This window comes from Stenotrophomonas sp. Steno-C17, from assembly GCF_056393165.1.
In genome coordinates this window covers 81,131-100,390 of the sequence record NZ_JBWJPD010000010.1, presented here as the reverse complement: position 1 = coordinate 100,390, position 19,260 = coordinate 81,131, and the positions used below count along the sequence as shown (strand labels likewise).

General features: G+C 63.5%; 25 protein-coding genes. 20 read left to right on the top strand and 5 right to left on the bottom strand.

The genetic code is table 11. The annotated features are described in order from the left end of the window. Nucleotides 1–165: 165 nt before the first annotated feature. From AC06FA_RS11085 to AC06FA_RS11075, 3 genes are all read left to right on the top strand, one after another. The gene (locus AC06FA_RS11085) at nucleotides 166–1,170 is read left to right on the top strand and encodes an extracellular catalytic domain type 1 short-chain-length polyhydroxyalkanoate depolymerase (protein ID WP_478068335.1); all 1,005 of its coding nucleotides are present in this window, start codon (nucleotides 166–168) and stop codon (nucleotides 1,168–1,170) included. A gap of 226 nt (nucleotides 1,171–1,396) precedes the next feature. Further along, nucleotides 1,397–2,029, top strand: a complete 633-nt coding sequence (locus AC06FA_RS11080; protein ID WP_478068334.1) for a hypothetical protein — start codon at nucleotides 1,397–1,399, stop codon at nucleotides 2,027–2,029. Between the two features lie 46 nt (nucleotides 2,030–2,075). Continuing rightward, on the top strand, nucleotides 2,076–2,741 hold the full coding sequence (locus AC06FA_RS11075) for an SOS response-associated peptidase (protein WP_478068333.1): 666 nt from the start codon (nucleotides 2,076–2,078) through the stop codon (nucleotides 2,739–2,741). A gap of 17 nt (nucleotides 2,742–2,758) precedes the next feature. Here AC06FA_RS11075 and AC06FA_RS11070 read toward each other — a convergent pair whose 3' ends face one another. Next, on the bottom strand, nucleotides 2,759–3,103 hold the full coding sequence (locus AC06FA_RS11070) for a hypothetical protein (protein WP_478068332.1): 345 nt from the start codon (nucleotides 3,101–3,103) through the stop codon (nucleotides 2,759–2,761). A 712-nt stretch (nucleotides 3,104–3,815) separates the two neighbouring features. Between AC06FA_RS11070 and AC06FA_RS11065 the strand changes: the two genes are divergently transcribed. Further along, on the top strand, nucleotides 3,816–4,979 hold the full coding sequence (locus AC06FA_RS11065; protein WP_478068331.1) for an AlbA family DNA-binding domain-containing protein: 1,164 nt from the start codon (nucleotides 3,816–3,818) through the stop codon (nucleotides 4,977–4,979). 61 nt (nucleotides 4,980–5,040) lie between these two features. On the opposite strand, the gene AC06FA_RS11060 is transcribed toward AC06FA_RS11065, so the two are convergent. The 4 genes from AC06FA_RS11060 to AC06FA_RS11045 are packed head-to-tail and all read right to left on the bottom strand — an operon-like array spanning nucleotide 5,041 to nucleotide 8,684. Next, nucleotides 5,041–5,745, bottom strand: coding sequence for a DNA-methyltransferase (locus tag AC06FA_RS11060; RefSeq protein WP_478068330.1), 705 nt, complete (start codon nucleotides 5,743–5,745; stop codon nucleotides 5,041–5,043). After that, complete coding sequence (locus tag AC06FA_RS11055; RefSeq protein WP_478068329.1) at nucleotides 5,663–5,920, bottom strand: Com family DNA-binding transcriptional regulator; 258 nt, start codon at nucleotides 5,918–5,920, stop codon at nucleotides 5,663–5,665. Before AC06FA_RS11055 ends, AC06FA_RS11060 begins: the two co-directional genes overlap by 83 nt. Further along, nucleotides 5,917–6,927: a phage portal protein gene (locus tag AC06FA_RS11050; protein ID WP_478068328.1), complete on the bottom strand. Its 1,011-nt coding sequence runs from the start codon at nucleotides 6,925–6,927 to the stop codon at nucleotides 5,917–5,919. The genes AC06FA_RS11055 and AC06FA_RS11050 overlap by 4 nt, the downstream gene beginning before the upstream one ends. Further along, nucleotides 6,927–8,684, bottom strand: coding sequence for a terminase ATPase subunit family protein (locus AC06FA_RS11045; protein WP_478068327.1), 1,758 nt, complete (start codon nucleotides 8,682–8,684; stop codon nucleotides 6,927–6,929). Before AC06FA_RS11045 ends, AC06FA_RS11050 begins: the two co-directional genes overlap by 1 nt. A 154-nt stretch (nucleotides 8,685–8,838) precedes the next feature. Here AC06FA_RS11045 and AC06FA_RS11040 point away from each other — a divergent pair, with 154 nt between their 5' ends. From AC06FA_RS11040 to AC06FA_RS10965, 16 genes are all read left to right on the top strand, one after another. Next, nucleotides 8,839–9,702: a GPO family capsid scaffolding protein gene (locus tag AC06FA_RS11040; RefSeq protein ID WP_478068326.1), complete on the top strand. Its 864-nt coding sequence runs from the start codon at nucleotides 8,839–8,841 to the stop codon at nucleotides 9,700–9,702. Between the two features lie 33 nt (nucleotides 9,703–9,735). Further along, on the top strand, nucleotides 9,736–10,752 hold the full coding sequence (locus AC06FA_RS11035) for a phage major capsid protein, P2 family (protein WP_478068325.1): 1,017 nt from the start codon (nucleotides 9,736–9,738) through the stop codon (nucleotides 10,750–10,752). A gap of 3 nt (nucleotides 10,753–10,755) precedes the next feature. Further along, nucleotides 10,756–11,463 carry a phage terminase small subunit gene (gpM, locus tag AC06FA_RS11030; RefSeq protein ID WP_478068324.1) on the top strand — a complete coding sequence of 236 codons (708 nt, stop codon included), beginning with the start codon at nucleotides 10,756–10,758 and terminating at the stop codon, nucleotides 11,461–11,463. Nucleotides 11,464–11,567: 104 nt separating this feature from the next. Next, nucleotides 11,568–12,035, top strand: a complete 468-nt coding sequence (locus AC06FA_RS11025) for a head completion/stabilization protein (RefSeq protein ID WP_478068323.1) — start codon at nucleotides 11,568–11,570, stop codon at nucleotides 12,033–12,035. Beyond that, nucleotides 12,035–12,250 (top strand): tail protein X, encoded by a 216-nt coding sequence (locus AC06FA_RS11020; protein ID WP_478068322.1) that lies wholly within the window; start codon nucleotides 12,035–12,037, stop codon nucleotides 12,248–12,250. Before AC06FA_RS11025 ends, AC06FA_RS11020 begins: the two co-directional genes overlap by 1 nt. A 2-nt stretch (nucleotides 12,251–12,252) precedes the next feature. Next, nucleotides 12,253–12,606, top strand: a complete 354-nt coding sequence (locus AC06FA_RS11015) for a putative holin (protein ID WP_478068321.1) — start codon at nucleotides 12,253–12,255, stop codon at nucleotides 12,604–12,606. After that, a complete protein-coding gene (locus tag AC06FA_RS11010; RefSeq protein ID WP_478068320.1) occupies nucleotides 12,599–12,874 on the top strand; it encodes a phage holin family protein in 276 nt (91 codons plus the stop codon). Before AC06FA_RS11015 ends, AC06FA_RS11010 begins: the two co-directional genes overlap by 8 nt. Nucleotide 12,875: 1 nt before the next feature. After that, entirely contained in the window at nucleotides 12,876–13,511 is a 636-nt protein-coding gene (locus AC06FA_RS11005) for a glycoside hydrolase family 19 protein (protein WP_478068319.1), read from the top strand. Beyond that, nucleotides 13,511–14,035, top strand: a complete 525-nt coding sequence (locus AC06FA_RS11000) for a hypothetical protein (RefSeq protein ID WP_478068318.1) — start codon at nucleotides 13,511–13,513, stop codon at nucleotides 14,033–14,035. Before AC06FA_RS11005 ends, AC06FA_RS11000 begins: the two co-directional genes overlap by 1 nt. Further along, nucleotides 14,032–14,517 carry a phage tail protein gene (locus AC06FA_RS10995; RefSeq protein ID WP_478068317.1) on the top strand — a complete coding sequence of 162 codons (486 nt, stop codon included), beginning with the start codon at nucleotides 14,032–14,034 and terminating at the stop codon, nucleotides 14,515–14,517. The genes AC06FA_RS11000 and AC06FA_RS10995 overlap by 4 nt, the downstream gene beginning before the upstream one ends. Then, nucleotides 14,514–14,981 (top strand): phage virion morphogenesis protein, encoded by a 468-nt coding sequence (locus AC06FA_RS10990; RefSeq protein WP_478068316.1) that lies wholly within the window; start codon nucleotides 14,514–14,516, stop codon nucleotides 14,979–14,981. The genes AC06FA_RS10995 and AC06FA_RS10990 overlap by 4 nt, the downstream gene beginning before the upstream one ends. An 80-nt stretch (nucleotides 14,982–15,061) precedes the next feature. Then, entirely contained in the window at nucleotides 15,062–15,952 is an 891-nt protein-coding gene (locus tag AC06FA_RS10985) for a baseplate assembly protein (protein ID WP_478068315.1), read from the top strand. Beyond that, nucleotides 15,945–16,502, top strand: coding sequence for a phage tail protein I (locus tag AC06FA_RS10980; RefSeq protein WP_478068314.1), 558 nt, complete (start codon nucleotides 15,945–15,947; stop codon nucleotides 16,500–16,502). Before AC06FA_RS10985 ends, AC06FA_RS10980 begins: the two co-directional genes overlap by 8 nt. 11 nt (nucleotides 16,503–16,513) lie before the next feature. Further along, the gene (locus tag AC06FA_RS10975; protein WP_478068313.1) at nucleotides 16,514–18,235 is read left to right on the top strand and encodes a hypothetical protein; all 1,722 of its coding nucleotides are present in this window, start codon (nucleotides 16,514–16,516) and stop codon (nucleotides 18,233–18,235) included. Between the two features lie 92 nt (nucleotides 18,236–18,327). Next, nucleotides 18,328–18,894, top strand: coding sequence for a phage baseplate assembly protein V (locus AC06FA_RS10970; protein WP_478068312.1), 567 nt, complete (start codon nucleotides 18,328–18,330; stop codon nucleotides 18,892–18,894). Beyond that, nucleotides 18,891–19,250, top strand: a complete 360-nt coding sequence (locus AC06FA_RS10965; RefSeq protein WP_478068311.1) for a GPW/gp25 family protein — start codon at nucleotides 18,891–18,893, stop codon at nucleotides 19,248–19,250. The genes AC06FA_RS10970 and AC06FA_RS10965 overlap by 4 nt, the downstream gene beginning before the upstream one ends. The last annotated feature ends 10 nt before the right edge of the window (nucleotides 19,251–19,260 follow it).

Below are 19,260 nucleotides of genomic sequence, written 5' to 3'. Positions count from 1 at the left end.
CTCCTCCCCAGTGCCACGCGGGTGGCCCACGCCGCCCATCGTGCCAAGGCTAGCGGCGCGGCCGGGGCCCGGCGAGTGGACCTAGGTCCAGTCGGCAGCCCGGGCCGGATCGGGATACTGGGCGCGCCGTCACCGGCGGCCATCGCGCACGCACCAGGAGCTGGCATGAACGCTGTCGTCGATTCGATCAGAGCGGCAGGGCGGGCGTTGTGCCTGTGCCTGGCCATGGGCGTAAGCGCTGCGGCGGCAGGCGCCGAGGGGCACTGGGATGCCGGCGTGTACGGCAACCTGTTCGGCAGCCGCGAGTACCAGGTGTGGGTGCCTGCCGGCTACCAGGCCAGCCAGCCGCTGCCCGTGCTGCTGGTCCTGCACGGCTGCGTGACCGGGCCCAACCTGATGGGCGAGGCATCGGGCTTCAACGAGGTAGCTGACAGCGAGGGCTTCATCGTGGTGTACCCGCGGCAGAACGTGACCGCCAATGGCGGGCGCTGCTGGAACTGGCAGTTGCCGGTGAACCAGGCACGCGGCAGCGGCGAGGCGTCGATCCTGGCCGGCATTGTGGGCGCGGTGAAATCCGCTTACAGCGTCGATCCTCGACGGGTCTATGTGACCGGCATTTCTGCCGGTGGAGCGATGACGTCGATCATGCTGGCCTGCTATTCGGATGTGTTCGCCGCCGGTGCGGTGCATGCCGGTGGCATGTACAAGGGCGCGACCACGGTATCGGGCAGTGCCTATGCGCTGCTGGCCGGCAGCGTCTACTCACCGGACAGCAACGGGCGGCTGGCCTGGCAGTGTTCGGGATCGCCGTCACCACGACCGCTGCCGGTGCTGGTATTCCATGGCAGCGCCGATACCACGGTGAATCCCGTGAACGGCCAGCAGGCGGTGCGCCAGTTCCTGCAGACCAATGATCTGGCCGACGACGGTCTGGACAACGATTCGGTGGGCACCGCGCCAACCAGCGTCTTCAATGGGCAGGTGCCGGGCGGGCATGCCTATACGGTCTACAGCTACCAGTACGGCGGCCGCACGCTGGTGCAGCACTACGTGGTGCAGGGCATGGGGCATGCGTGGAGCGGCAGCACCTCGGGCCTGCCGTTCACCGACCCGCAGGGACCGGACGCGACGCTGATTACTTGGCTGTTCCTGAGGGATCAGCAGCGTTGAGGAGGCTGGAAAGTGGTGCCGCTTATCCGAATCGAACGGATGACCTACTGTTTACAAGATAGTTAGACTAATCAATGAAATCAGCACGTTAGCCTCACTTATTTTCCCGGCGGGGCCGCGTGGAACCGTTGATATGATTGAGGGCCATTCCCATTTTTCCCGGCCCAGCCCAATGCGAACGCGCACCTCTGTCGCCCTTCTGATCTTGCTGGTCCTGGCTGTTGGCTTGGCATTGATCGTCCCCGCGTCGGCGACTTATTTCAGGGCCCTGGTCGCCGTTCCGGGCATTGTGGCAGTCACGGGCGCGGTCTTCCTTCTTCTGCGCGATGAGCTGGCCTATCAACGCCAGCTCGAGCGCGAGAGCAGCTCTAACGCCTTCCACGTTGCTGCACAATCGCACATGGCCAAGGTGGTGTTTGATAAGCACGTGGAACTCGCCGAAGCGTACTCTGCTGCTGCCCGCACTCTTGTATCAATGCTGTTTCGCGACGGCCCGACTGCAGACGCGCGAAACATCGATCCGTTGATAGAAGTGCGGATGAAGCATGCGCTGTGGATTTCGTCCAGTTTGGCGGAGCGGCTGAACAAGTTCGAGGAACAGTTCATCAGCATCGGCAACGCGATCGCGGTGTGGAACCAAAAATCCATGCGAGACCGTCTTCCCGAAGATCACCTCGAAAGAGCGTTCGATACCTTCTATGACCTGACGGGGATCGCACGCGCTGATCTGGGCAGCGGGGATTCGGAAGCGCAGGCTCACAGCGTTCAGAAGATGATGGTCTGGTTACAGGAGTTGCTTGGGGTTGAACAGCTAACTGCAGCCCGCGACCGGGCTATCTCAGACGCTTCTTCGGCATAGCCGGAATATCGCTCTACCGCCAGCCGATAGGTGTACGCTGCCCGCCATGTGTGGCCGATTCGTACAACGCCCCGTCCCCGACTTCGGCCTACCATCGGTGGTCGACCTGGCGCCGGCGTTGGCCGCGATTCCACCCAGCTACAACCTTGCTCCCACTCAGCGTGCGTCGGTCATCCTCGACCGTGGAACGGGCCGGCAGGTGTCCCGGCTCGCTTGGGGGCTGTTGCCATTCTGGGCCAAGGCCAAGAACCTACAGGGTTCCACTATCAATGCCCGCGTCGAGACTGTGGCCACCAAGCCTGCATTTCGCGCGGCATTCAAAATGCGCAGATGCTTGGTGCCGATAGCCGGTTACTACGAGTGGTCGATCAGCGAAGTGGACGGCAAGAAAGATCCTTGGTTCATCCACGCCGATGGTCCACTTTGGGCTGCAGGGCTTTGGGAGGACACCAGCCCACTGTTGCCTGACGGAAACCTGGGTACGTTCACCATCATCACCGGCGGGAGCTCGGGCGTATCAGCCGATATCCACGACCGCATGCCCGTGTGGCTCCATCCAGACCAGCTCGACGTGTGGCTCACGGCCAAGCCCGATGACGCTATGGCGATGCTGCTGGCGCCTGAACCACCGGAGATGGAGGCGTACCGCGTGTCCCGTGCGGTCAACACCCCTCGCAACAACAACGAGCAGCTGCTGCAGCAGGTCACCTGACGCCACGTTTCGCGGCCCTACCCCATCCAACCGAACGGCGGCGCGGTGTGCAGCTTGGCCAGCCTGTTCGCGCTTACTGCCTCCCGATACGCCGTGATCCTGCCCACGTCCTCGCGCAGGCGGGCCTCATGCCTGGCCACCCACAACTCAGCACCCGCGCGGCCCTTCTCGAAGCTGCTGCAGCGCCGCCATGGCCCGCCCGGCCCATGGCGGTGTCTGTCCAGCGTAGCCACCCAACTCCTGTCGTCCACGCGCTGCGACAGCACGACAACCCACACGCCCGCGCATGCGATCACGGTCAGGGGATCACCTGGGCGGCTGGCGGAGCGTTGCATCCAGTAGAAGTCGGCGGGCAGCGGCATGGCCGGCAGCATACGGCTGGCCGTCGCAAAGCCTGCGACAAGGGCGCGGGCGGCAGGCGTGAGCGCGTGCGGCTGCGGGGATGCTGATGGCCCCCCTTACACGCGATAGATTGCAATTTTTGAGGTGGCCACGGGAAAGAGGTAACAAAGGTAATCAGGCGGCAAAAAGATGCCGATTAACGTTTAGAATCAATGGTTTATCTACTCTGTCTAAAGGTAACAATAGGGTAACCATCGAGTAACCAGATTACCTTTTAGACAGGTAACCTCTGCCGGGTAAAAAGTCTTTATGAATCAATGACATTACCTCTTGGCCAGCAGGAAATTACCTCATATCACCCGAAAAGGTAACCTCACTTTTCCATTTGCAATCAATTGCTTACGAGTGGTTTGAGGATGTGTGTTACCTGGTTACCTCCTTCCCGTGGTCACATGAAAAATTGCGACTGTCGAGGGGTGGCCAGGGAACGCCCGCAGGCACGCTCACAGGCGGCCCTTTCGCGCAGGGAACCGCAGGGTCAACGGGTGCCGGAGAGTCCCGGAGAACGCCATACAGGGCCGGGGCTGTGCCGTGCTGCAGGTAGTGCAGAAAAAGCACCCCATGAAGTGCGCAGGCGTGGCGGGGAGACGAGTGCGCGCGCCGACCCTCGGACGGCTTGACCCACACGCGGAGTCGCGGTCTGATGCGGCCTGACGGACGGAGACCAACGGCATGGCAGCGGTAAGCAGGGAGTGGCTGGAGGCGCTGGTGCAAGACCGGGCGCAGGAGTCGGTGCATCTGGACTTCAAGCGCGAGCAGCCATCGAAGAAAGAGGATGGCCGGAGGGAACTTCTTAAAGACGTCTGTGCCCTAGCCAACACTGAGGGCGGGCGAATTGTGTACGGCGTCGAGGAGGACGACGATGCTTGCGCCTCCCGAATCTTGCCAATCACAGGTGAAGACAGCGACGCTGCGCAGCGACGACTGGATCAGTCCATCGTGGATGGCATCCAGCCGCGGCTTGTGGGATGCACGGTCACAGCACTAACTGTCGGTTCCGGATACGTGTTAGTGATTGATGTGCCCCCCCAGTACGGCGGTCCCTTCCAGTCTTTCTTCAACAACCAGCGGCGATTCACTTACCGTCAGGGCACCATGAATATCGAGATGGACTACAACCAACTCCGCGTCGCATTCCAAGTGCGCGGTAGGGCACTGCAGGAAGCATCAGCATGGCGACGCTCCCGGCTGGACCACCTCAGTGACGCGATCCGCAAAAAGCGTATGGTGGATAGGGCTTGGCTCCTCGTCCACATCGTGCCGTTCAGCGCCTTGTTCGACGGCGACCTGATTGACCTTAATGCTCTAGCAACGAGCCACCGGAGCGTGATCCACGATCATGCTGACTTCCGAACATTCACTGCCGACGGCCTGCTCTATCAAGATGCACGCCCAGGAGACCGTCCCGAGGAATTTGTAAGATTCTTCCGCTCCGGCTTAGTTGAATTCGGTTGGCTCGGGGATAAGCGACCCTCTAACGGAACGCTGCATGTTCTTGGACTGACAGCAGCCCTGAACATCCGCCATCTTGCACATCGCTGCGCGACTATGCTCGTTGAGCGCGGTGTCTCCGGGCCAGCATACATTTCGCTTTCGGGCGTGCTAATCGAAGGCCACCGCCTCTACTTCCGAGGCCGTGACTACGACGAGCAGACGCCGGAGCCCTGGGAATCCGAAATGGAACCCCCAATGCTCGAAGTCAGCAGCTTGTCCGAACTGGCCGCTTCTCCTGATAGCTGGTGCCGTCGCCTATCGGACATGCTGTTTCAGACTTTCGGCTTGGAGCGCTGCCCCTATTACGACGACCAAGACACGTGGAAGCCGCCACGCTATTAGTCGCAAAGTCCAACAGAGAAGGCCGCCTAGTCGGCGGCCTTTGTCGAGTCCACGGCAGTACTCACGCCTCTTGTGTAAGCCGTGCCTTGGCGACCTGATGGTAGTGGGCCGTCATCTCGATTCCGGTCCAGGAGTAGCCCTCAGCTTCGGCAGCCACCAACGTAGTGCCCGAGCCGGCGAACGGGTCGAGGATGCGGCCGCCCTGTTCGCAGATGCGCACGAGTTGGCGCATCAGGTCGGTCGGCTTACCGGTCAAGTGGTGCTTGTCAGCCTTGCGCACTGCCTCGCGGAACACACCTGGCAGTGTGGGGGCCGCCCGGTCCAGCGGCATCCCGCCCTTGCTGCCCCACACAACGTATTCCGCCTGGTTGGAGAATCGGCCGCGCTGGGGCCGTACGCCCGCTGTCTTGTCCCAGACCGCCACGCCGCGCCAAGTGAAGCCGGCACACTGCAGGGCATCGGTCGTCAGCGGCAGCTGCCGCCAGTCGGTGAACAGCAGCACCGGCGCACCGTCGCGCAGCACGCGGTGGCACTGCGCCAGCCACAGCTGCATCCACGCCAAGTGAGAGCGCTGGTCGCGTTCGTCGCTGGGGAAGTCGGCATGCAGCCCGCTGCGCACGTATTTGCTCGACGGTGGGTGCTGGCGCGAAGCAGCGTGCACGCCGCCGCTCGCATAAGGCGGGTCAGTGATGAGCGCGTCGAAGCTGTTGGCCGGCAGCGTCGGCAGGACGGTCAGTGCATCGCCGTGGATCAGTTCGTTCTTCATGGGTAGAGCCTTCTTCGTGGTGTCGCTCGCGGCGATCCGTGGAGAGGCTCTGGGCCTTCATGTGGTTCATTTCCCCGCAACGGGGACATTTCATCTGGAGATCGTACTCACCTGCTGCCTTGGCCAGCAGGCGCGCACATCCGCCGCAACGCAGGTTCTTTCGGTTCACATTCATGCAGCGGGAGCCAGTTCGAAGGGGTCAAAGGCGATCACGTCCTGGCCGAGCCATTCATTGATCGCGGTCAGCCGTGTCTGCAGCGGAGCCAGTTCCATAGCAGCCCACACCATCGCCGCCTCGCGGATGGAACCGAAGCCGCCGCTGTTCTGCGGCACGATCCCCAGCAGCTGCGGCGGGGTCCGTAGCGAGGCCAGCATGTCGTCGCGGGTGACGCTCTTGATACCGGTGAATTCATCCTTTGCCGCCACTTCGCTCACCGGAATCAGCTGCAGGCCATCCTTCTTCCCGTTCGGCGAATGCACGAACAGGTTACGGAAGTTGCCAGGCCCGCGTGACTGCCGCAGTGCCTCGCGCAGCTTGGAAACATCGCCATCCTCCGGCTGCGGATCGGTCAGGTAAAGAATGAACCCGGCGTGCGAGCCGTTGTTGTAGTACTTGCGACGGAACAGCGTCGCCGATTCGTTGAGCAGTGCCGACTGCACCGCCGGCATCCATTCCGGCAGACCATAGACCTCCTGATCGGGGTCGGCCTCGCGCAGCTGGAACACCTCGCCCGGCTTGAACTCGTGCTCGACGCGGCCGGCGCGCACCTGGAAGTACTCGCCCGCCTCAACGCCACGACGCATGTACTGCGCCAGCGGCACCGCTAGGCTGTGCGCGTTGCCCGACATGGCCCGGCGGCGCTCCACATAGGCCATTCCGAAGGTGATGTAGTCCAACGCCAGCTGCGCGAAAGCTTCCCTGCTCATGAGCCGGTGCGGCCGGAAGGTTCGCACCAGCATATTGCGCTTGAACGTCAGCCCGCTCTGCAGGTAGGGATTGGCTCGGGTGGTGCGCGACAACCCATGCAGATCCACCGGCGGCTCGTAGTAGCGCCCGTTGCGCCAGCATTCGAGGTAATCGAAGATCCCGCGCGATTCCAGCACCGGCGTGGGATCGCCGAAGGTGAATACCTCGGTGGTGGCCGGTTGCGCCACAGTGGCGCCTTGGTCGGTGTCTACCATCAGAAAATCTCCATAGAGCTGCGAGCGGCAGTGCCGCCTTCGAGCGGCTCGTTCTGTAGCGCGTGCATGAGTGCCCAGGCCAGATCGGCGTGACCGGTGGTGCGCGAGCGTCCAGCCGTGTACGTGACCTGGCGCCCGCTGGGTGTGATGGTCTTCTGGATAGCCAACAGCGACTGGGTTAGGTCGGTCCACCCCGCGTCGTATTCGAGGCGCTCGTTCTTGATGACATCGAACGCCTTCAACACCAGCCGAGCCTTCACCTCAGGCGAGTAGTTGAAGATGGTCACGCCAGGGAAGAACTGGCGCACCAGCTGGGCAACACCGGTACCCATGCCGGTGGCATCGATGCCGATATACGTCACCCAATAGCGCAGGGTCACCTGCTGAATGAATGCAGCCTGGGCCGCAAAATCCATGCCCTTGAACTGATGCCGTTCCAGTACGCGGAACTTCCCACCCGGCACCAGCGGCGGTGCCAGCACGACGATGCCCGCACTGTCGCCCGTCTCTGCTGGGTCGTATCCGATCCACACCGCACGGTCGCCGTAGGGCCGGATGGCCAGCGGCTTGAAGTCGTCAGCCCATTCCACCCAGCTATCGACCTGGCAAGGTTGCAGCATGGTGAGCGGGAAGATGCTGGCGCTGTCATCCACGAACTCGCACATCAGCAGGTTGGCAAACTCCTCGGCGCTGTACTCGCGGCGAAGTTCCTCGATATCAAACAGATCGCAGCCTCGGCCAGCCGCATCGAGTACGGTCACGATCTGACGCCAGATGGCGTCCTCGCACCTGCGCCCGCCCATCAGCCTCCCGTGGCTCACGTCCAGCTGTAGCTGCTGGGATACTGGCCGGCCCTTGTTGAAACGGTCGCCGGTCCAGAAATCGAACGCTTCGTGCGCCATCGTAGACGGCGTGCTGAAGTAGGTCTTGCGCCACTTCGTGTGCATCGCCATACCGCTGGCGACCTTGTTCAATTCCTTGAAACCGTAGGTCCAGAAGAACTCGTCGAAGTAGAGATTGCCGTGGTAGCTCTGCGCGGTGCGGGCGTTCGTACCGAGGAAGTACAGCTCGGCACCGTTGGCCAGGGTGATCGGATCGCCGGTCAGATCCCGGTCCAGCACCTGACGCACAAAGCCACGCATGTAACCAAGGAAGACGTGTGCCTGGCTCTTGGATGCGCTCAGGAAAATCTGGTTGCGGCCCGTTGTCAGCGCATCAATCAGCGCCTCGCGGGCGAAGTAGTAGGTTGCGCCAATCTGACGCGACTTCAGTATGATGCGCGTGCGCTCGTTGCCGGCACGGTACCAGTCGCGCTGGTAGTCGAAGCAGCCATCTACGAACGCCGTCTGCAGGCGCTCGATCTCTTCCTCGCTGAACTCGTTCTTGCGTGCCTTCTTCTTCGGGACGGCATTGCGGTTGGCCACTGCCGGATTCAGGTCGCTCTCGTTGCCACCACCCTGGTATCGCTGGATACGAGCCTGCCGTTCCAGCTGCCGGTGCAGCAGATCGATCTCCTTAAAGTCGCCGCCCGTCTTTCCCTCTTTGTGGATCAAGATGGCAAGGCGTGCTTCAAGCGCACCGCCGATACGTTCGACGGTGTCAGCACGGTCCCATTCGTCGCGCGCCTTCCAGCTGTGGACGGTCTTCTCCTTCTCACCAATCAACGAGGCGATATCGCACACGCGCCAGCCCATCCAGTACAGGAACTTGGCTTGGCGTCGTGGATCGACGTGGAGTTGTTCGGCTACGCTGGTCACGTGAACAGGTTGACCGGGCTCACGCGCGCGCGACACCGAAACCCTACGTATAACAGCGCCTTACAAACCAATCGCGTTGCCGCCCAACCGCTCTCAATCGACCATGGGTCATCACATCGAGAACCGATGTGCACCGACACCAGCAGAGGGCGAGATGGCCACCAAAAACAAGAAGCGTTCCGAGTTCTTCCGCGTGGCCGTCGAAGGCGCCACCAGCGACGGTCGTGTGATCGAACGGCAGCAGATTGTCGAGATCGCTGAAACGTACAACCCCGAGGTCTATGGCGCCCGGATCTGGATGGAGCACATCCGCAGCTCGCTGCCGGATAGCCCCTTCCGGGCCTACGGCGACGTGGTGGCGGTCAAGGCCGAAGAGGTCGATATCGCGGGCAAGAAGAAGCTCGCACTGTTCGCTCAGGTCGAGCCGACCGACGACCTGGTTGAGATCGTCAACAACCGCAAGCAGAAGGTGTTCACCAGCATCGAGATTGCGCCGGAGTTTGCCGATAGCGGCAAGGCCTATCTCTTCGGCCTGGCCGTGACGGACTCGCCGGCGAGCCTGGGCACCAGCATGCTGGCCTTCGCTGCCCAGCACCCGGACAAGAATCCGCTCGCTGACCGTAAGCAGGCGCCTGAGAACCTGTTCACCGAAGCGGCCGAGACCACGATCCACTTCACCAGCGACGCTCCGGCCAGCGCTCGCCCCGGCCCTGTCGCCACCCTCCTTTCCAGCCTCGGCATGGGCAAGAAGCCCGCCCCGGCAACGCCGGTCAAGGATGAGGCCGATTTCGACCTGGCGGCTTTCGCCGATCAGCTGCTGGGCGCCGTAGGCGAGCAGGATGCGGCCATGGTGAAGCTGGAGCAGGACAACCGCGACCTGCGCGAGCAGGTGCAGGCCCTCTCCACCCAGGTTGCCGGCTTCCGCAAGAAGCTCGATGAAACCCCGCAGGGCTTTACCCAGCGCCCCGTCATCACCGGCGGCAAGGACGTGGACGCCGCGAACGTCACCGACTGCTGATCGCCCCCACCTTCCAGATACCCGGAGAAACCCATGCGTACCGAAACCCGCCGCCAGTTCGAGGGCTACACCCAGCAGGTTGCAAAGCTGAACAATGTCAGCGGCGTGGCCAACACCTTCTCCGTCGAGCCGACGGTGCAGCAGAACCTCGAAGCCCGAATTCAGGAGAGCAGCGCTTTCCTGCAGGCGATCAACATGGTCGGCGTGAACGACCTCAAGGGCCAGAAGGTCGGTGTGGGCATCAGCGGCACCATCGCCGGCCGTACCGACACCAGCGGCAACGGTGAGCGCAACCCGTCCGATCCGACCTCGCTGGTTTCCAATACCTACGAGTGCCAGAAGACCGACTTCGACACCGCGCTGCCCTACGCGCGTTTGGATGCCTGGGCCCATCGCCCCGAGTTCCAGACCCTGATCCGCGACGCCATCGCGCAGCGCCAGGGTCTGGACCGCATCATGATCGGCTGGCACGGCACCAGCATTGCCACCACCACCAATCGCATGACCAATCCGATGCTGCAGGACGTCAACAAGGGTTGGCTGCAGAAGTATCGTGAGGACGCTCCCGAGCGCGTGATGCACGAGAGTGTCGAGGGCTCGGGCAAGATCAAGGTCGGCGGTGCCGGCGCCGACTTCCAGAACATCGACGCCCTGGTGCTGGACCTGGTCGCCAACATGATCGACCCGTGGCACCAGGATGATCCGAACCTTGTCGTGATCTGCGGTCGCACGCTGGTCCACGACAAGTACTTCCCGATCATCAACAAGGCGGACGCTGCCACCGAGAAGGTCGCGGCTGAACTGATCCTGGGCACCAAGCGCATCGGCGGCCTGATGCCGGTGATCGTGCCGTTCTTCCCGGCCAAGTCGCTGATGGTGACCAGCCTCAGCAACCTGTCGTTGTACTGGCAGATTGCCTCCCGCCGCCGCCACATCATCGAGCAGCCGAACAAGAACCGGGTCGCCAATTTCGAGTCGTCCAATGACGACTACGTGGTTGAGGACTACGGCTTGGGCGCTGTAGCCGAAAACATCGAGTTCGGGACCTAAGCCATGGCCGACACTCCCGCCAGTCGCCACGTAAGGCGCGTGCTCGCCGCAAAGGAGGCCGCACGCACCGCCGGCAGCAATCTGATGGAAGGGACGACCATCTATCAGCAGATGCAGCTGCGCCTGGCCCATGACCGCGCCCGGCTGAAACAGATTCAGTCCACGCAGGCAAAGGCCACGCTCAAGGTCACCCTGCTGCCGGAGTACGCGCCGTACGTGGAGGGCGTGCTTGCGGCGAACAAGGGCGGCGAGGATCAGATCGTGGCCACGGTAATGCTGTGGAGCATGGACGCCGGCGAGTTTGGCCGTGCCCTGGACATTGCCGAGTACGTCCTGGCCCACGGGCTGTCCATGCCTGATGCGTTCAGTCGTACCGCTGGCTGCGTCGTTGCCGAGGAAATCGGCGTGGCTGCGCTCAACGCCCAGAAGACGGGCGGTGACTTCGACCTGACCGTGCTGACCCGCGCGATGGAACTGACCGAAGGCCAGGATATGCCCGATCAGGTCCGTGCCCGGCTGCTGCTGGCGCGCGCACGCGGCGTGCTGGCCACCGACACCGAAGATGCGCCGCTGGACGCCGAGGGCGTTGCCCAGGCCGTAGCGGATCTGCGCCGAGCCATTCAGCTGCATGACAGCTGCGGCGGCAAGGAAGACCTCAAGCGCGCCGAGCGTCTTCAGAAGAGGTTCGAGGCCAGCCAGTCCAACGACTGACCTCACACAGAGCGTACCCCGCAACCCCGCCGGCTCGGGGCTGATCACCAAGACCTCTCTCCCTTGGTGTGACGCCCCGACCACCGGCGACCTAAGAGGCCACCATGAGCAGCTTCACTGCCAACGCATCGCCCAATGCAACGCAGGCCCCTGTGACTGCCGGCGCTTTCTGGCCGGAAGTCGATCTGGCCGTGCTGCGCGATGCGATTCGCGTACCTGGTGATGTGAGCCAGCAGCGCATGCGAGCCACGGTGGTAATGGCGGTTATGTCCGTAACGGGGGAACTGGAACAGTGGCAGGCGGACAAGGAAGCCGCCGGCCACCCGACACTGGCAGAGGTGCCAGCACGGCTGATTGATGGCACCTCCCGGCTGGTGAAGTTGTATCTACGCGCCGTGTACTGCGCCACAGCCGTGGAACTGCACGAACGCTACCGGTCCTACGACGCTACCGCGCAGGGCAACCAGCGTGCCGATGATCTGAGCCCAACCATTGACGAGATGCGTCGTGATCTGCGGAACGCCATCAGTGATCTGCTCGGCACACGCCGGGTCACGGTGGAGCTGATCTGATGCGCGTGGTTTCTCTGCAGGGCGACACCATCGACGCGCTGTGTCACCGGCATTTGGGCACCACCGCCGGCATGGTCGAGAAGGTGTTGGCACTGAACTACGGAATCAGCCTGCATGGGCCGGTTCTTCCGATGGGCACTGTGGTGACGCTACCCGACGTGCCCACATCATCCACAGGCGCGGTGATGCGCCCGCTTGTCCAGCTATGGGATTGACGATGACCGAACCAACCTCCACTGGCAGCATGGTGGCGCTGGCCACCGGTGTGGGCCTTGCTTCGCTGCTGCCTGGCATCGAGACCGACGCCTTCATTGGTGCCTTCGCCGGCGCGACACTGTTTGTTGTCTCGGCCAAGGACCTCTCCGTCTGGAAGCGCCTGATCTACCTGGCCATCAGTGTCGTCGCCGGCTACATGGGCGGCACGGAGGTGATGCGCCGTTTCGATGTGGCATCGAGCGGCCTTGCCGCGTTCCTGTGCGCGGCCACCATCATCACCCTCACCCTGGCCCTGATCGAGCGCAGCCGCAGCGCCGACCCGAGCCGCCTGCCGCGCGGAGGCAACGATGGCTGAGTTCCTGTCCGCCGCCACGCTGCTGTGCTGCGTGGCCATCTGCGTCCGACTACTGACCTACCGACCGGCGCCCAATGCCAACCATCGCCACGGCATCGCCTGGTGCGCATGGCTGCTGATCGTCGCCACCGGTGGCCAGGCCCTGCAGATCATCTTGCAGGGCGCTCGCGCCAACGTGACCGCCTGGCAACTAGTGCTGCTGGTGGTGCTGCTGGTGGCCACCTATCGGGCGCGCGGCAACGTCGCCCACTTGTTTGGGAATAACTGACATGCTCACCGCTACCCTGCTCGCCCAGATCATGCAGTGCCCGTTGCCTCGCGCCCAGCGCTGGGTCGAGCCCCTGAATGCGGCCATGAAGCGCTTCGGTATCAACACGGCCGTGCGCGCAGCCTACTTCCTCGCCCAGCTGGGCCACGAAAGCCTGAGCCTGTCTCGCACAGAGGAATCGCTCAGCTATAGCCGCGACCGCCTGCTGGAAGTGTTCGGCAAGTACATCGCGCCGGTCGACGCTGCAGCCTTCGTGCACCAGCCGGCCAAGCTGGGTAGCCACGTGTACGCCGACAGAAACGGCAACGGCAACGCGGCCAGCGGTGACGGCTACCTGTTCCGCGGCCGAGGGCCGATGCAGCACACGGGCCGGGGCAATTACCGCCGCATGGGCCAGCTGATCGGACAGCCTCTGGAAGATCAGCCGGGCCTGTTGATCGAGCCGGAGATCGGCGCCATGGCAGCGGCAGCGTTCTGGCACGACAACCGCCTCAGCGTCTACGCCGAACAGCGCGACGTGCTTGCCGTCAGCCGCATCATCAACCTGGGCAACGTTCGCAGCCGCGCCACACCCAACGGCATGGCCGACCGCACTTCCCGCACCAATCGCGCCCTGGCTGCGCTGGGCGCACGCTGATGCTTTACCGCGCCCTCGCCCTGTCTGCCCTTGTCCTGGCCACCGCTGGCCTTTTCAGCTGCCAGCAGGCACGGGTCAGCCGTGCCAATGCAGCGCTGGATCGGGCCAACGGTGCGCTGGCCGCCGCAGCTGCCGAGAAGGCCGACCTGACCAGCAAGCTGCAACTCGCCGAGGGCACCACCCACGTGGTCACCGAGTACGTTGACCGCGTGCAGCTGGTCCATGAGCGCGGCGCCACCATCGTCAAAGAGGTTCCCGTCTATGTCACCGCGACTGCTGATGCTGCTTGCACTGTTCCCGCTGGCTTCGTGCACATCCACGATGCCGCCGCGTCAGGCGACGCCTCCCCCGGCCTTGCCGGAGATCCTGATGCGCCCGCCGCCGGCGTTACGCTCTCTACCGTCGCCGAGACCACCGCCGCCAACTACGCCACCTGCCGCGCCACAGCCGCCCAGGTAACCGGCCTGCAGGCGCTGGTCCGCCAGCTGCACGCTGCTTTGGCCCGGCAAGCAGGTACACCATGAAGAAGCCGCAGCTGCTGCGCGACCACCTGATCGCGGCAATCCCCGCCTTGCGTGCAGACCCCGAGCGGCTTCTGATCTTCGTAGACAACGGTGGCCTGGCCGGCACCTACCGTCCCGGCGCGTCTTTCGAGTACCGCTACACACTGGATCTGGTGCTGACCGACTTTGCCGGCTCCCCCGAGGCGGTCATGGTGCCCTTGATGCAGTGGCTGACCCGGCATCAGTCGGAACTACTGGCCAACCCGGCAAACCGGGACAAGCTCACCTTCGAGGTCGACGTGCTTTCCGACAACCTGGTGGATCTGGCCATCAAAATGCCGCTCACTGAACGCATGCGCGTGAGCCGTGCAGACGATGGCACCCTGCTGCTGGAACACCTGCCCGAGCCGCCCGCCGAGCATGAGCACGCCGTAACACTGGCCGGCGGCACGCTGATGGCTGATGGCCAGGTCATCGCAACGCTGCCTCGCATCACCGAATGAGCGAGGATCTGCAGCGCCTTGAGACCTGGGTGGCGCCGCTGCTGCAGCAGCTGCAGCCAGCCCAGCGCGGGAAGCTGGCGCGCAGTGTAGGAATGGCGTTGCGGAGGGCGCAGCAACAGCGCATCACTGCCCAACGCAATCCAGACGGCTCGCCATTTGCCCCTCGCCGCAATGCGCCGCCGCGCCGTGCCAAGGCCGGTCGCATCAAGCGCGGCGCCATGTTCGCCAAGCTCAGGCAAGCCCGCTACCTGCGCGCCCGCAGCACTGCCAACGAGGTCACAGTGGGATTCTCTGGCCGCGTGGCACGCATCGCCCTGATTCACCAAGAGGGCCGAACGGGCGCCGTGAGCAAAGATGGTCCGCGCGTCACCTACCCCAAGCGCCGGCTGCTGGGGTTTTCACCGGCCGACGAACAGCTGGTGCGTGATCTGATCCTCGATCACCTGCGCGACCTAGCGCGTTAAGCGCCCCTTTACAACGCGGCAGTGCTGGCCTCACGCGCGCGCGATGGGAAGCTGAAACGCATCTCCCAGCCGGTACTGCCGTGTCCACCTTTACCGCCATCGAAGTCGACAAGCTCCCGGCGCCCGATATCTTCGAGCAGCGCGCCTTCGAGGCGATCTACGCTGAGCGCTTGGCAGAGTTCCAGCGACTGTGCCCGGAGTACAGCGCCGTGGTCGAGTCCGATCCGGTGATAAAGCTCCTGCAGGCCAGCGCGTACCGCGAGGTTCTGTTGCGCGAGCAGTTCAACCAGCGCGCACGCGGCCTCTTGTTGCCCTATTCGCAGCACGGCGACCTGGACAACCTCGCCGTTCCTTACGGCGTGAAGCGCAAGCTGCTGACCCCGGCAGATCCTGACACCGGCACACCTGCTGTCTACGAGAGCGATACCGACTTCCGCCGGCGCATCCAGCTGGCGCCTGAGGGTCTGTCGGTTGCCGGTCCCGAGGGGGCCTACATCTTTCACACCCTGTCCGCCGACGCAGACGTGCTGGATGCCAGCGTGGCCAGTCCATCGGCAGGCGAGGTAGTGGTCACCGTGCTTTCGCGCGAAGGGGACGGTACGCCGAGCGCGCAGCTGCTGGCCAGCGTGACTGCAGCACTTCTCAATGGCAACGTACGGCCCCTCACGGACCATGTGACGGTCAAGGCGGCAGAAGTTCAGCCCTATGCGATCCGCGCCAGGCTGACCACCTTCAACGGCCCCGACAGTGCCTTGGTCCTGGCTGAGGCGCACCGTCGGGTTGAGCTGTTCCTGAGCCAGTCCCAGCGCCTGGGCCGGGACGTCCCGCTGTCTGCTCTGTACTCGGCCCTTCACGTTGAAGGCGTTCAACGGGTCGTACTGGAAAGCCCGGTCTCGGAAATCTCTATGAACGCCCAGCAGGCCGCGTTCTGCACGTCGGTGGTGATCGAACATGCCGGCAGCGATGACTGAGGTCCGCTCCCTACTTCCACCAAACTCCACGCCGCTGGAACGCGCAGTGGAGCGTGCGGACGCACAGCTGGAAGCGGTGCCCATGGTTCACCAGCTTCTACTGGACCCGTGGAAGTGCCCGGTCGAGTTCCTCCCGTTTCTGGCGTGGACGGTATCCGTTGACACCTGGAACAGCGACTGGCCTGAACACATCAAGCGTGCCCGCATCGCCAGCTCGTTCCAGATCCAGCGGCACAAGGGGACCGCGCAGAGCATCGCTGAGGTGGTTGGCAGCTTCGGAGGGCAGGTGCAGATCCGCGAGTGGTGGGAGTTGGACCCGCCAGGCGAGCCACACACGTTCGACCTGGTCCTGACCTTGAGTGGGCAGGGCGGGCAGGAAGCAACTGCGGAATACATCAATCAAATGATGGCCGCTGTTGATCGGGCAAAACCGGTTCGCTCGCACTACACCTTTACCCAGGGGATCAACGCAGAGGGTGCCATCGGCGCGCTGGGCATCGCTCGGATCATCACCTCAACGCGGCTGCAGCTGACAGCCCGAGAATCGTAGGAACCACCTCAATGCCATTGCCCCAGATCGTTATCACCCCTGCAGGCTTCGCCGCCGTAGTCAACGCGGAACACATGGGCACCGCACCGGTCAAACTGACAGAGGTTGGGTTGACCGCACAGGCATTCGATACGGCCGTGGTCGGAACCTCACTGCCTGGGGAGTTCAAGCGCATCACGACGTTTGGCGGCTCGGCCGTGGCGCCCGACACCCTTCACCTCAACGTGCGCGACGATGGGTCCGATACCTACGCAGTGCGGGGCTTTGGCCTGTACCTGGCCGATGGAACGCTGTTCGCTGTGTATTCGCAGCCAACCCCCATCATGGAGAAGGCTGTAGCCGCGACCTTCCTGCTGGCCACCGATATTCGCTTCACCAATATCAATGCCACCAGCATCGAAGTGGGGGACGTTGATTTCATCAATCCGCCTGCCACCACCAGCCGCGCAGGTGTTGTCCGTCTCTCCACAGATCCGGAGGTGGACGCCGCTGCTGACAACGCCACTGCCCTCACTCCCCGAGGGTTGGGGCGGTACATCAACAACCGCTTCGGTACAGGCGCGCCTTCGGATTTCGTGAAGGTTCTTCTCGGCGCGGCCACTGCCGCCATCTTCCGAGTGCAGCTGGGCCTCAAGTCTGCTGCACTGAAGGAGGAAGGCGCCGGCAATGGGCTCGACGCAGATCTGCTCGATGGCGCGCACGGTGCTTACTATCTCGACTGGAAGAATCAAACCAATCTGCCGTCCAGTTTCAATCCCTCGATCCATAGTCACGCCATCGGAGAAATCACAGGTCTTTCTACCGCCCTTGATGGCAAGGCGAATCGCTCCGGCGACATCTTCACGGGCAGCATTGCGGTCAATGGGGGAAGCCTGCGCTCCTACGGGTGGCTCGGCGTTCCCAGCAACGGCGTGCTGTTCCTGGGCGATACCGGCTCGTATGTCCAGAAGAACGGCAGGTACTTCGAGTTCTCCAACTCCGCCGGCGGCTACATGGCGTACTTGGACGCCGGTGGCGGCATCTGGACCACTGGAAACTTCAATCCTGCCAGCAAGGTGAACAAGAACGGCGACACCATGACCGGTCCCCTGACGGTGCCACGGATCGACGTGAACGGCGGCAGCATCGGCGGCAGCTTCGGCGAGGAAGCGATCTGCTTCAATCTGAATGTGACCTCCACCAACGGGGAGTCCCTGCAGGCGGCGCTGGTGCGGCACAACTCGGGGCAAGGATGGCAAGGCACGGCATGGCGCATCCGTCGCGCGGTAGACGGAGTCAAGCAGGGCTATATTGACTTCGGGCCCCACTACGGCGGTGTCGCGGTCCAACTCGGGTATGGCGACGACCGCCGCGCCTGGCTGGCAACCGATGGCCAGTTCCATGCACCGGGTGGCTTTGGTCAAGGCTCTTCGCGCAAGCTCAAGCACATCGCCGGGGATCTGCCCTATGGGTTGGCTGAGGTGGTGAGAATGCAGACTGCGACGGGCACCTACCGCGAAGAGTTCAACAACGATGCCCGGCGTAGACTCTTCTTCATCGCCGAGCAGTTGATGGAGCTTGTTCCTGAAGCAGTCAATGCAGAAGGCGTCTATTTCAATGGCGAGTGGGTTCCGGCCGTTCTGATCGAGCAGCTTCTGCCTGTGTTCGCCAACGCCATCCGGGAGTTGCACGCTGAGGTCGCGGTTCTCCGGGATCGCATCGGGATCGCGCCGGCCGGTAGCGTCAGCGCGTAGCGGTCCGTCCAACACGTCAGCGGGGCTTGTAAGTGCTGGCCATACGCGGCGCGCCCCGTGCGCGCGCGCGGCTCGGCGTGGAGCATGGCGCTATGGATAGCGCCCTGCCCCAACAGATAAACAACCTGCTGCGCGACGGCGTTGTGACCGAAGTCGATCACGCCAATGCGCTCTGCCGCGTTCGTAGCGGCGAGCTGCAGACCGACTTCATTCAGTGGCTGGCGCCGGCTGCCGGCGAACTGATGGTATGGGCACCGCCGAGCGTAGGCGAGCAGGTGAAGCTGCTGTGCGGCGACGGTGACGTGGGTAATGCCATCGCTCTCGGTGGCCTGTACAGCGCACAGTTCCCGGCTCCGTCAAACGACGCTGGCGTTGTGCTAGTCCGATTCAAGGATGGCGCCCTGCTCCGCTACGACAGCCAGGCGCATGCGCTTGCTGCCACGCTTCCTCCAGGCGGGACGGTGGCCATTAGCGCAGATGGTGGGGTCACCATCACCGGCCCGGTCACCATCAAGGGCGACACCGCTATCACCGGGAAGGTAACGATCACCGGCGCAGCTGAAGTATCTGAGGACGTCGTCGGTGGTGGCATCAGCCTCAAGCAGCACAAGCACGGCGCGGTCCAGCCGGGCGGCGGTACCTCGGGCCCGCCGGCATGATCGGCATGGATGCCGCCGCTGGATCGATTGCTGATGATGATGCCCACCTGCGGCAGTCCATCGCAGACATCCTGACCACTCCGATTGGATCTCGTATCCAACGCCGCGACTACGGGTCGTTGTTGCCGGAGTTGATCGATCAGCCCTTAAACGACACCACCCGTCTGCGCCTGTACGGCGCCACTGCCACCGCCTTGATGCGCTGGGAACCCCGTCTGCGCCTCAGCCGCCTCACGCTCTCGCGCGGCCAGACGCCCGGCACCTTCGTGCTGGATCTGGACGGCCAGCGCGCCATGCCGGCGGGCGCATCCAGCACCACCCGCCTTTCCGTACCGCTCCGCTTCCGCAGCCCCTAATCGTAGGAGA